Below are 13193 nucleotides of genomic sequence, written 5' to 3'. Positions count from 1 at the left end.
TAATTATACCCATTTTATGCGGGTTTATAAGGTTTTTTTACTTTTGTTATTCAATAAAAAAAATGACTAGAAAGTCATTTTCCCAATCACAGCTAAAAGTAATTAATTATTTTTCAATTTGGTCAGCTTTACCAATTGATCCCATTCATTCAATCAAGTTCTTCATTTCTGCTTGAATTGCTTGATATCCTGGTTTTAAAAGCTTACGAGGATCAAACCCTTTAGCTTTCATATCAGTATCTTTATTAGCTAGAATATATTCACGAGTAGCCTTTTGGAAAGCTAATTGTAGTTCGGTGTTGATATTAACTTTAGCAACTCCTAAACTAATTGCTTTTTCCACTTGGTCTTGGGGCACACCTGACCCACCATGCATCACTAACGGGAAGTGGATTGCATCTTCAATTTTTCCTAATTGATCAAAATTTAACCCTTTTCATCAATCTGGATAAGGACCATGAATGTTTCCGATTCCAGCAGCCAAGAAGTCAATTCCAGTTTCAACCATTTTTTTAGCTTGTTCAGGATCACCAAGTTCACCTTCACCAACAACCCCATCTTCTTCACCACCAATTGAACCAATTTCTGCTTCTACAGAAACATCATGTTGTTTAGCATACTCAACAACCTCTTTAGCTTTGGCTAGGTTTTCTTCAAATGGTAAGTGAGAACCATCAAACATTACTGATGAATAACCATTATCAATACATTCTTTGGCCATTTCTACTGATTGACCATGATCTAAATGCAGCGCCACAGGCACAGTAATGTCTAAAGTTTCCATCAAAGCATCAACCATTCCTCTGACAACTTTCACACCACCCATGTATTTAATTGCTCCTTCAGAAGTTGCAAGAATAATTGGGGTATTAGTACTTTGAGCAGTTTCTAAAACTGCTTTAGTTCATTCCAAGTTGTTGATATTAAAGTGACCAATTGCGTAGTGGTTCTTAAACGCATCATGCACCATATTGCGAGCATTAACTAGTCTTTTACTATAAATTTTTGGCATATTTATCTCCTTTTCTAACTATTATTATATAATAGCGTTCCAGAAAATAAACAGCAGTTAATTAAAACCAAGCGTGAAACTTGGTTTTAATGAATAATTATTTACTTTTTTCAACCAATTCAATTTCTGATTGTAAACTATCATGATAGTCAAAGGAATGGTCGTTAATTAATAAGTTAACTTCCTTCACTTTTGCAAATTCAATCTTTAGGTAACTGGCGTGAAAATCTAAAACGTGACCTCCACAATCACGATTATGGTTAATAAAGTGTTGGTGAAAACCATCAACACTAACCGTATTTAGATATTTAGGCGTATAAAACCCGACAATATTACCTTCAACAATGTTTTCAAATTCTCTTACCCGTTGAATATTATTTATTTCTTTAATTGTAGGGTAAGGTTTAGGAATTAAACTAACAGTTCGGGAAATAATTTGTTTAAAATCACCAGTGACTCTAATGGCATACATGTATTGATTTCCGTGCTTTTCAATTTCTGCACCAAGCGCTTTTAAATAATCAGTTTGACTAACATTATTCAATTCTAAACTAAACTCAGGATTGAAAAAAACATTAACTGCATAAGGAGAGGTTCACTCATCAAGAACTAAATTCACACCCCCATCACTCAATAATTGATAATACTCACCATCGATTGCTAGCATTTCTCCATTACCTTGATCAAAAGTACCAACAGCTAAATCACCAGTCTTTTTAATCGTGGCCAAAGAAAAGTGACCATCTCAATCACCACTCGAAAGAGAAGCGATGCTACTATAAGAAGTTAATTTCATTGTTGCCTCCTGCTAATTAATTTTATCTAGAAGTTTTTTACCAAGTTCAATGTTTTGGCGATAATCAATTGGAATTCAAACAACCACTACCCCTTGATAACTTAAAGCTTCCCGCATGATAGTTTCTAATTCGCTTGGTTTTTCGACTTTAAACCCTTTTGCACCAAATGATTGGGCATAAGCAACAAAATCAATATTACCTAACTCAACTGCTGTTGCTCTGCCATATTTAATTTCTTCTTGAAACTTAACCATGTTATAGGAATGATCATCTCAAATAAAATGGGTAATGTTCAAGTTCTCTCTAATTGCCGTATCTAATTCTTGACTAGAAAATAAGAATCCTCCATCCCCAGACATTGAAATCATCTTTTTACCAGGGTGTAAGAAACTTGCTCCCATTGCTCAAGGCAAGGCTACTCCTAAAGTTTGCATTCCGTTGGTAAATAAAAGTTTTTTAGGTTCATAAACTTTCATATTTCGTGCCATTCAAATATAGATTGAACCAATATCTACTGACATCACGGTTTGATCATCAACAACATCAAATTCAGAATCATCAAGCAAGTTTCTTAAGACTTGAATAAAATGCAGTGGGTGGACCAAATTAGGATCTTCTTGATAAGTATCACGTTGTTTATTCAACTTTTCTTTAATAGTTTTTAAAACACTTTCAGACTCAATATCAATCACTCGTGGTGAAGAAACTTCCATTAATTTATGGACTGTTTTGGCAATATCTCCCACTAATTCGGTATGAGGACGGTAGTAATTATCGATTTCTGCAATCGTTTCATCAATATGGAAAATTCTTTTATCGTGGTCTTTGTTTCAAATTTCAGTATCATACTCAATTGGATCAAAACCAATTGTGATAACTAAATCTGCATTATCTAACAACTCATCACCTGGTTGATTTTTAAATAATCCTACTCTTCCATAAAACAAGAGACTTTCTAACTGACGGTTAATAATTCCTGCAGCTTGAAAAGTCTGAACTACAGGAAGGTTAACTTTAGTTAAAAATTCACGAATAGCAGCAGTTTCAGCATATCCTGGTGCCCGCATTCCTAGTAAAACTACTGGAAATTCTGCACTTGCAATTTCTTGAGCCAATTTCACAATCTTTTGGGTATCAGCATGACCAAACGAATCGTGAACAACTGGAGAAAGTGCAATATTGCTAGTAGTGTCACCTTGAACATCGTTAGGAATAGAAAGAAAACTTGCTCCCATTCGGGGTTGAGAAGCAATTCGCATTGCGTTAGAAATTGCTTCTGAAATTGCATCAACACTAGTAATTTCTGCCGAATACTTGGTAATTGGTTCCATTAAAGCCGCATTATTCATTGATTGGTGGGTTCTTTTTAAGGCATCTTTACGATTAACACTTCCCCCAATCGCTAACACAGGATCATTTTCACTAGTTGCAGTGACCAAACCTGTTGCCAAGTTTGAAATCCCTGGTCCTGAAGTTACTAACACCACTCCTGGTTTTTCTGCCAATCTTCCAATTCCTTGCGCAATGAAAGTAGCATTTTGTTCATGACGCGTAACTATTAGTTTAGGAGCGTCGGGATAATCGTTAAAAGTATCTAAAATTTTATCGATCTTTGCTCCAGGAACAGTGAAAACATGCTTAACTTCAAAGTTAATTAGAGTTTCAATTAATAATTGTGCACCAGTTTTTTTATCCATGATTATAAACCTCTTCTTTTATAAATATTTCGCTACAATTGCCATATACTTTTTAGCAATTGTTGTAATTTCTTCAACAGTAGTACCAACTGGAGCTCCACCTAAATCAGCAGTAATGCCACACCCTAACACACCTGCTTGATAATAGGCATCTAAATTACTCAAGTTTGGTCCTGCGGTTGCTAATAATTCAAACTCGGGAAATGGATTTTTAATCATCTTCACCATTTCTGGTCCTCCAATCATTGCAGGGAAAAATTTAATGATTTTAGCCCCATTGATTGAAAGTTTGTACATTTCACTTGGAGTGGCTCCTGAAGCAATTAAAAGAATGTCGTTCTCATTACATCATTTCAATAATTCTACATCGCATACCGGGTCAACTAGATAACTAGCTCCTGCTTTGATTGATTCTTTGGCTTGATCCAAAGTTAAAACCGTTCCTGCCCCAATCTTTAAGTCTGATCATTTTTTGCTTGCCTCAGTGATTAACTTATAAGCATCAGGGATAGTTAAAGTAATTTCGATAAACTTAATTCCTCCTTCACGACTACCTTCAATAATCTTTAAAGCATGATCATAATCATCAGTACGAACAATTGTAGAAATTCGACTCTTTTTAAATTCTTCAAAGTGTTGGTTAATTTTATTCATAACATTTATAAGAAAAAACTATCAACTTTCAACCACTGATATTTTTTCCTAACCTTTCATTCCTATTTTAGTTTTTTTAGGCACAGCACGTACCAAAGAGTTAACTTCTGCTAACTAACTCGCCTAAGATTATATAGTAAACTAAGGAAATTTTAAAGAATAATCAGATCAAGGTTTTTAGTTAGCAAAAGCAAAGAAATTACTAATCAAAACTTCTTTTAAAACCTCAAAATTTTCATGTCTTTGTCCATCGATTACAACAGAATTGGAAAAGGTTTCATTGTTTTTCCAATCAAGAACAACAAAATAAGAATAGTTCTCACTATTTTGTTCAATTCCTAGTAAGAATGAACTAAAACTTTTTAAATTCGATAGAAAAATAATTAATTTTAAGTTAATTATTTTGGTGTTATAAACTGCTTTTTTAAAACCTTATTATAAAATTAAGTCATTAAAAAGGAGCGTAAATGCGAAACAAAAAGGTTTATTACCAAGCAGCATTGAAAGCAATTAAAAGCGAAATGGAAAGTTATCCAAGTTTAGGACTAGTCAGCAAAATAAACTCTGGATCTCACAAGGATATGGATATCAATGATTTTTATAAAAGTTATGAAGTTTTCCCCGCTTACTTACAAGCAATTGAAAAGAATTTAAATGAAATCAAAACTTTTCTTGATTTACGTATCATTGGCTTGAAATACGAACAAGCAATGTTGGAACAAACCAATCAAATTAATACTCATAAAGGTTTAATTTTTGCTTTAGGAATCTTTTATTATTCCCTGTTAAAGAATCGCGATAAAACAAAAATTATTCCTGAAATCAAAACTTTTTGTTTTCCTTTAAAAGAAGATTTCAAAGGAAATCTTGATACTAAAGGCTTGGCATTTTATCAACAAGGGATAAATGGCGCTCGACAAACCGCTTTAAGTGGTTATCAAGTTGTTTTTGATGCTTATGATTTCTATTACCAACTTCTTGTTAACCAACAATTAGCAGAAAACGAAGTTAACTTTACTTTACTCCTTTATTTCTTGGTTCATATTGAAGATACTACTTTAATTAGCAAGATTGGAATTAGTTCTTATCGTAAAGTTCAAATTCGTGCTTCAATTCTTTTAAAAAAACTTCAAACTAATTATCAGCAAGCAACTGCTGAAATAGAAACATTTAATAATTGAGCAATTAAAAACAATATTTCTCCAGGAGGAAGCGCTGATCTCTTAGTTTTGGTTGATTTGCTTATTTTTAGTAACTACTAGTTATCTTTATAAATTTTGTCCAAATTAGCTTTTAACCTTGGGGTTAAATCTAATTCCTTTAAGAATTGAACTGTAGTTAAAGGGGTAATCTTTTCAATCAAGTTTCAATCACCCTTAACTAAAGAAGCACGAACTTCACTAGCACTAATCGGTTGATGATTAAATTCCACTCGAGGAATAATCACCACTTCGATGTTATTTTTTTCTAAGATTGTGGTTAAAGTTTGGTTATAAACATCAGTGGTATGAGAAATAGGTTCACTACCTAAAAAACGCTTTTTCACTTTTAATGGGTCTTTGAAAAGTTTGACAAACAAATTAGCATCCAGTTGAGTTTGAGCTTGAATTACTGCTTCACTCGACTTGAGAAAGTAACTGGGAAAAACACTTTTAGAAATAATATAAGGACAACCATTCAAGACCTTAACATTCACTAAATCCTGAACTCCTTGTTCAATCATTACCTTTCGTTCCTGATAAGTAAAAAAACTTAAATTTTCTAACACAGGAATAAGGTAAAGGTTATCAACTTGTTTTGCTGCAGTTTCCACTAATGCTAAATGACCATTAGTAAACGGGTTAGCATTCATCACAATAACCCCGTTAATCCCTGCTTTAACTTCTCTGGACAAATAAGCTTGATAGTCACGAACTTTATCCATTCTTGAAGTCAGAAAAGCAATTTGATCATTTTCAAACAAACTCCCAAATCCCATACTTTGAAATAACCCGTTATATTCTGGTTTGGTAATAATAAAAGCTTCATCATATTCGTCGTTGATAATATTTAAATAATAAGTTACTAACTTGTTAGCAAGTTCATAACCACGATATTCTTTATCCACCCCAACACACTTAATTAAGTTAAACAACTTCGAACAAGTAGCGATAATCTGGTGATTTTCGTCCTTAATTACTACAGTGTGATCAACATCATCCATTTTTAAACTAAATTTTGTTAAAAAATCTTTAACTTCTTGTAATGCTGCGGTATTGTTTAAATCAACCATTTCTAATTGAAAATTATTCATCATACTTACCTTTCTAACAATAAGATTTGTTGCTAAATTTTCTTAGCAATTCATAGCGAAACAAAAATCTTTGTTCAAGAGTTTGGTTTACTTTTTTTAAATTATAACTTTGCTGACTTAAAATTAAACAAATCTGATCGACCAAATGAATCAAGCTTGCTATTTGTTCAAGATCGTCAAAATCTGGTTTAGCTAAAGCGATTTGCAAAGATTCTAACACTTGCTTATTAGTTTCTTGATTCTGGTTAAAAAAGTCTTGATAAAAACTAACTTCATCAAGTTCTTGTTCTTCTACAATCATCAGATCATCATTTCAAGAAGAATCAATTACTAAAAATTGGTCAAGAAAATCTTGTAGTTCCTTTTTAGAATGAACTTGTTTGACTGCACATTCTTTGGCTGGTTGGTTACACAAAAAACACTTTCTTACTTGATAATTAAGTTGTTTCCGCCCAACTTTTGTTTTTGACCGCTGATAAACATCAAGGTCAAGCAATTGTCCTTGTACTTTTAAACTTTCTTCATAATTTAAAAGTAATTGTTTAACCATTCTAGAATCACTTTTTCCATCCAAAAGAAAATAACCAATCACTCCACTTGGATCAGTTCAATTAAACCTTTGTTCAAGTTTAAATTGTTGTTCTAAAAGTTTGTTAACTTGATAATAATAGTGATGAAAAAACCCTTGACTCTTAGGGGTAGTTTTTGACAAGCCAGGAATATTTAAGGTTAAGGTCACCACAACATAACCCTGTTCTAAACACCGAAACAAAACAAGAGTGCGCAATTCTCGCGCACTCAAAAGGGGAGCATCCATTGTTAACTTAACAAACAGCATTTCACTATTCATTGTTAACCTTGGTTTTATAGATGACATCATTGATTGAACCATCGCGATATTCTACAACCGCTACTGGATGATTATAGTCATACTCAATTAGTTCAGGAGTACCTACAATTTGTTGAGCAAAGTTTTTCATTTCTGCTAAACTCATTAATTTCAAACTAGTCTTACTTAAAATTTCAATTAAATCAGTTCTTAACGGATTAATCGCCACTCCTAAATCAGTGACCACGACATCAACACTCTTTCCAGGGGTGATAATAGTTTGGACTTCATCAACTACACAAGCAAGTCTCCCCCGAATTGATGGCAAAGCGACAATTGCTACTTTTGCTGCTGCAGCCGTATCAGAGTGACCTCCGCTAGCTCCACGAATTACTCCATCAGATCCAGTAATTACGTTGACATTAAAGTTAAGGTCAACTTCTAAAGCTGAAAGAATGACAAAATCAAGACGATTAACAAATGGTGAACCATTTTGACCATTAGCATACTGAGAAGCAGAAATCACGTGGTGGGTTAACAAGTTTTTGTGGACTGATTGACCAGCCCCAGCATCAAAACTTTGGACATCATACAATCCTTGAACCAAACCTTCTTCTAAAAGAGCTACTTGATAACTAGTAATTCCTCCTAAACACCAACCACCTTTGATGTTACGTTCTAACATCGCTTTTTTAATTGGGGTAATTGATGAAAGTGAAGCTCCTCCAGTTCCCATTTGGATTGAAAACCCGTCTTTAAATTCAGGAAGACTAGTAATTACTGTAGCGATATTTTGGGCAATAATTTCTTCTTTGGGTGAAGAAGTTAAACGAATTGCCCCTCCAGCAATTTTAGAAGGATCCCCAATTGAATCGATGACAACTACTCAATCAACCAAAGATTGAGAAAGAGCAATTTCAGGATTAGGAAATGGGAGTAAAGTATCAGTAATCACAATGGTTTGAGCAGCATATTGCGCATCAGTTAAAGCATAACCAATACTTCCAAACGGTGCTTTTCCCAATGACCCGTTAGCATTACCCATTTCATCAGCACTTGAAGCTGCTAAAAAGGCGACATCAATTTTTAAATCACCAGCTTCAATTGCTCGAGGTCTTCCTCCATGAGAACGAATGATTGCTGGTTTTTTCAATTTCCCACTAGAAATGTATTCACCAAGTTTATCTCTCAACCCACTAGTTTGGACTCCACTAACAATTCCTTCATCCATATAACTAGTTAAAAAATCGTGAGCACCAGTAAAAGAAGAAGCCGCAATCGTTAAATCCTTAATTCCCAACTCTTTGATAACTTGCATCACCTGGTTAACAACCATATCTCCCCCACGAAGGTGGTGGTGAAAAGAAATTGTCATGCCATCACTCAACCCTGAATTTTTAATGGCAGTTTTTAAATCGACAACTTTATCTCGGCGAATCTCGTGTGTTGCTAAAGTTTTTTTAGCGGCACTAACCTGACTAACGTGTTCATGTTCTGGATCAAAAGCTACTAGAGGGTAGTCCAATCCTTTAATTGAATCAAGTACTTTTTGTGATAAGCGTTTTTCATTAACATACTTACTCATTGATTTCATCTCCCCTCAATAAGTTAAATTCTTTTGCTAAAGCAACAATTTCTTGTTGCTTTTCTACAATTGGTTTATCAACCATCGTTCCTTGGTATAAAAATACTCCTTGACCTTTTTTTACTGATTCATTAAAGGCATTAACCATTCCCACAGCGTATTTTACTTGGTCAGGAGTAGGACAAACAATGTTGTTAATTAAACGCACTTGGTTGGGGTGAATACATGATTTTCCAGAAAAACCTAAACCAAAAGCATACTTGGTTTCTTCAATAAAACCTTGTTCATCAGCAGTATTACCATAAATCACATCAAAAACATCAATTTTATGAGCATGAGCAACGTGAATTAGGTGTTGACGACCATACAATAACTCTTGGCGGTTAGGAGCAGTTTTAGTTCCGTGAATGTCAACTAAATAGTCAGCTCCACCTAATGCTAATCCTACAACCCGTTCTGAGGCTTGACAAATTTCATTAGCATTTAAAACCCCTTTTGCTGATTCAATTGCAGCAAAAATTAAAGTTTTATCTGCTTTAAATTGTTGTTCGTACTTTTCTAATAAAGCAACAGTTTGTTGAATATCAGCAGCACTTTCAGTTTTAGGCAAACGAATCATGTTAACCCCACCTTCAATACAAGCAGCAATATCAAGTTCATATCATGGCGTCTCAATCCCGTTGATTCGGACACAAACCTCAATTCCATAAGTATTGTAATCAAGAGTTTTTAACATTTCTCTTAGCATTAAGCGTGAAGAATCTTTCTCACTAAAAGAAATTGCATCTTCTAAATCAAACATCACCGTGTCTGGATGATAAATTGGTAAATCACGAAAATTAGCTGGTTTGTTTGCTGGAACAAAAAGCATGTGTTTTCTTGGTGTAGTTCTGGTTCAACCTTTCATTAATTAGTTTCTCCCATCCGTTGAATGGCAGTTAAAACTCGGGCCTTGATTGCTCCTGGCAACGCACCTTGATCATTTAAAATTACCACACCCTGGTCAATGTTGTTTTCTTTTAAAGTTTGTCGAACAACTTCTAAAATATTGTTGTGGTATTGTTTATCAAAAGTAGAAGTTAATCTAATATCTAAACCTTGGTTTTCACTTGGTTCAAAAGTTACTAAAATATCCCCAGATTCGACACTTCCACTCATCACTTTTTTGGTAATTTTCATTCTATTTCCTCTTTTCTTCTAACTCAATTTTAAAACTTTTTCACAATTTTAGGCAAACACCTGTGGGTTTCAACTAGAGAAGAGCACTGAAGCTATGATCAAGACAACACTGCCCCCAATTCTGGTTGAGATTTGTCCATAAGGCATCAGTTTCATCCGGTTTGATGCTCCTAAAACTCCAATTACTCCAGCTCCCCCCTGAGCTGTCATACAACATCCAGCTGTAATTCCTGCCTCAACTGGATAGAACATAAATAATTTCGCTAATAGCATCGGGACTAAAGTAGCACCAAGACAAGTTAACAAGGTAATTAAGAAAGTTTCACCAGTCAACGCATTAATAAAGGCTTTTAAATCAATGCTGGTAATTCCAATTGCCAACATTACCAATCAAGTAGTTTGTTTTGAAATGAAGGTTTGGATTTTTTCCATTCCTGCTTTCATATCACGCGGAATAACATTAGTAAAGTTTAAGGCTAAACAAATAATAATCATTCACGCGTAGTTTGGTAAGGTGATATGAATCCGGTCTTTGGTTAAAATTTGACTCGAAATAATCGTTGAAAGCACATAAATTCCTAAAACCATTACCAGAGCAGCTGCAGTATTACGATCTTTTAGTTGTACCTTATCTTCAATAATATGAATATTACTTCTTGATAAGTTTCCTCCTCCTGACATTTCTGGTTTTGCTCTTCCTACTCCTGAAAGAATTGCAGCAAATAAAATTGAAAAGATGTTAGCAATAACAGTAATTGCAATTGCTTTTGAGTACCAAGCATCTCCGACAGCTTGACCCCAGTTATTACCAATAACTTGACTCATCGGCACCGCACCAGCACCATTTCCTCCTCCCAGAATTGGGAGAATATAGTTAATAATGGTTTTCTTTGAAGAGAATCCGACCATTAATCCTCCCAGAATTCCAGTTCCAGCACCAGCCAAAGAACCAATCGCTAGGATAATGATAAATCCTCCCAATGCTTTTAATAAAATTCTTCGGGGAACAACAATCACTGCACAGATTAAGATAACTGAGATATAAAAGTCTAAGAAACCTTGACTATTAAACCAAGTCTTAATACTTTTATAAACATCACCATCTTTGGGAATAGCATTGAAATAAACTAGGAATGCACCAATGAAGAGACAACCCATAACTGCTCCTCCTAGGTATTTATTTCAAATTGGCACCTTACTAAAGATTGTTCCACCAATAATGGCAATTGTGAACAAAAGAAAGGCTGGGTACATCATATTAACTTCTGCATAGCCAGTAGCCAATACTGCAGCCATTATTCCAAACAAAACAGCATAAACATAAACTGGCATTCCCCAAATTTTTAAACTAATTCACTCTTTGAAACTTCATTCGCGACAACGAGCATACTTAATTCTGATACTTAATCATCAGTTTTGGAATTTGGTTTTCTGTCCTTGATAAAGGTCAGTTGTCAGAATTGAAACTGGAGTATAGTTTTTATCAGAACGATTATAAAGATCAACTAGCAATTGGTGAGCAGAGTGATGGTTTCATCGGTCTTCTTCAATCAATTTATTAGCTTCTTTTTGGTAATTAGCCTTAAAGTTTTTCTTGTCATACTTACGGTTGACCTTACTAATATTGGTTTTTGAAGCTTGATCAACATTTGACTTTACTCCATCATCAATATCAATCATTCCTTGGTTTAAATTTTGAGTCAACAAGTCGATTTGGTGTTCATACTTACCAATTTGGCTAACTTGGTACTCTTTTAAATCGTTAATGATTGCATTATTAGTTAATTGTAATTTTCTTAACTCATTATCAGTTAAAGGTGGTTTTACTAAAAAACGGTCGTGACCCTTTTGAGCTTTAACAATATGAGTACCTTCTAAAATTGCCAGTTTTTTATCATGTTTTTCTCATGCTTGGTCAAGTTTTTTATCCAAACTAGCTATTTTTTTCAAAGTACGATTTTGAATCTTTTCAGTTCGAGTTTTAAACTTCGTTTCGATTGCAGCTTTTTTCTGGTCAAAACCTTGATAATCTCGTTGCTTAGCACTTGCTAATAAAACTTCTTGCTTAGCGTGATAAAACTCAAGATCTTTTTGGTAATCAAAGTTCGCTTTAGCAATTCTTTTAGTAGTTTGTTCTTCAAGAATTTGACTTTCTTTAATAAACTTAGTATTAATTGATTCCACCAGTTGAGCATAAGTTTCTCTAAATTGAACAAGTTTTTCCTGATTAACCTTAATTGCATCATCTCTTCTTTGTTGCGCCTTCATGATCTGGATATCATGATAATTCTGGATTGATGCTAAATTCTTTTGTTTACGGTTGGCAATTTTTTTTAACTTTCATTCATTTCCTCGCGCATAAAAACGCACTAGTTTCTCATAACTAGCATCAGCATTCTTAAATCTTTTAGCAGTTTGAGCCTCAATTTGTTCAATTTCAAGAACATAATCCTGATTAATCTCTGCAACATTATCAACTTCAAGACGATGAAGTTTTTCTTGGTTTACCTTTAGACTACGAAGCCTATTTCCATCAAGACGAGCAAAGTTTTGATCGTAGTGATTTTTAATCAAAGTTAAACGACTTTCTTTTTGCAGTTCAACTTCTTTTATCTTCAAATCGTGTTTAGCATTAATCGTGGCTAAAACTGTTGTTAAATCCTTATTTTCCTTTAAATTATTAATTAATTTAGTAGAGGCTTGGTTTAAAAGAGTAACCTTTTCATCTTGAGAATGGTGAAGTTTTTTCACCTCTAAATCATGATTAAACTTCGCTTGGTCAAGTTTAGCATTAATTTTACTAGTTTTAATTTCTAAAATTTTTGCTTGGTAGACATCAAAATCAGCTAAACTTTCTCTAGCTTTCAAACGATACTTAGAAAGTTCTACTTGATTCTTTTTCTTTAACAAAGCAATTTGAATTTTTCTAACTGCTTGATCATACTGGTCTTGCAGTTCTATTTTTTGACTCTTTTGTCAAACATCCATCCGCTTAGTCGTGATTGCGACCTTTCTCTCACCAATTGCAGTGTCTTTAATCTGATGTTCAATCTCTTCAGGAGTTAAGAGTAATTCCATTTCTTTAAAGAAACCTCATTTCTATCGATTATTGTTAACTATTCTTTATCTACTTAGAGATTGTATCTC

Annotated in this window: 11 protein-coding genes; 1 reads left to right on the top strand and 10 read right to left on the bottom strand. The window is 33.9% G+C overall.

Going from position 1 to position 13193, the window contains the following annotated elements; translation table 4 throughout:
* Positions 1–106: 106 nt before the first annotated feature.
* From fba to LD125_RS02165, 4 genes are all read right to left on the bottom strand, one after another.
* Positions 107–1012, bottom strand: a complete 906-nt coding sequence (gene fba / locus LD125_RS02180; RefSeq protein WP_250137163.1) for a class II fructose-1,6-bisphosphate aldolase — start codon at positions 1010–1012, stop codon at positions 107–109.
* Between the two features lie 97 nt (positions 1013–1109).
* Positions 1110–1808 (bottom strand): acetolactate decarboxylase, encoded by a 699-nt coding sequence (locus LD125_RS02175; protein WP_250136291.1) that lies wholly within the window; start codon positions 1806–1808, stop codon positions 1110–1112.
* A 12-nt stretch (positions 1809–1820) separates the two neighbouring features.
* Entirely contained in the window at positions 1821–3506 is a 1686-nt protein-coding gene (alsS, locus tag LD125_RS02170; RefSeq protein ID WP_250137550.1) for an acetolactate synthase AlsS, read from the bottom strand.
* Between the two features lie 18 nt (positions 3507–3524).
* Positions 3525–4160: a bifunctional 4-hydroxy-2-oxoglutarate aldolase/2-dehydro-3-deoxy-phosphogluconate aldolase gene (locus LD125_RS02165; protein ID WP_250137551.1), complete on the bottom strand. Its 636-nt coding sequence runs from the start codon at positions 4158–4160 to the stop codon at positions 3525–3527.
* A gap of 467 nt (positions 4161–4627) precedes the next feature.
* Here LD125_RS02165 and LD125_RS02160 point away from each other — a divergent pair, with 467 nt between their 5' ends.
* Positions 4628–5422, top strand: coding sequence for a triphosphoribosyl-dephospho-CoA synthase (locus LD125_RS02160; RefSeq protein WP_250136287.1), 795 nt, complete (start codon positions 4628–4630; stop codon positions 5420–5422).
* Here the strand turns inward: LD125_RS02160 and citC are convergent.
* From citC to LD125_RS03955, 6 genes are read right to left on the bottom strand one after another with little or no spacing between them, the layout of a single operon-like run.
* Positions 5419–6453 carry a [citrate (pro-3S)-lyase] ligase gene (gene citC, locus LD125_RS03960; protein WP_250137552.1) on the bottom strand — a complete coding sequence of 345 codons (1035 nt, stop codon included), beginning with the start codon at positions 6451–6453 and terminating at the stop codon, positions 5419–5421. The two genes, LD125_RS02160 and citC, sit on opposite strands and share 4 nt — an antisense overlap.
* Before the next feature lie 13 nt (positions 6454–6466).
* The gene (locus LD125_RS02150; protein WP_250137168.1) at positions 6467–7303 is read right to left on the bottom strand and encodes a citrate lyase holo-[acyl-carrier protein] synthase; all 837 of its coding nucleotides are present in this window, start codon (positions 7301–7303) and stop codon (positions 6467–6469) included.
* Entirely contained in the window at positions 7296–8876 is a 1581-nt protein-coding gene (citF, locus tag LD125_RS02145) for a citrate lyase subunit alpha (RefSeq protein WP_250138377.1), read from the bottom strand. The genes LD125_RS02150 and citF overlap by 8 nt, the downstream gene beginning before the upstream one ends.
* The gene (locus tag LD125_RS02140) at positions 8860–9774 is read right to left on the bottom strand and encodes an HpcH/HpaI aldolase/citrate lyase family protein (protein ID WP_250137554.1); all 915 of its coding nucleotides are present in this window, start codon (positions 9772–9774) and stop codon (positions 8860–8862) included. Before LD125_RS02140 ends, citF begins: the two co-directional genes overlap by 17 nt.
* Positions 9774–10046, bottom strand: a complete 273-nt coding sequence (citD, locus tag LD125_RS02135; RefSeq protein WP_250136282.1) for a citrate lyase acyl carrier protein — start codon at positions 10044–10046, stop codon at positions 9774–9776. The genes LD125_RS02140 and citD overlap by 1 nt, the downstream gene beginning before the upstream one ends.
* A 48-nt stretch (positions 10047–10094) precedes the next feature.
* Complete coding sequence (locus LD125_RS03955; RefSeq protein ID WP_250137555.1) at positions 10095–13124, bottom strand: 2-hydroxycarboxylate transporter family protein; 3030 nt, start codon at positions 13122–13124, stop codon at positions 10095–10097.
* Between the last annotated feature and the right edge of the window lie 69 nt (positions 13125–13193).

The sequence above is a fragment of the Mesoplasma sp. JKS002658 genome, assembly GCF_023566355.1.
In the GTDB taxonomy this organism is placed as follows: domain Bacteria; phylum Bacillota_I; class Bacilli_A; order Mycoplasmatales; family Mycoplasmataceae; genus Edwardiiplasma; species Edwardiiplasma whartonense.
The sequence above is the reverse complement of the archived record's forward strand: the minus strand, read 5'-3'. Positions and strand labels throughout refer to the sequence as shown.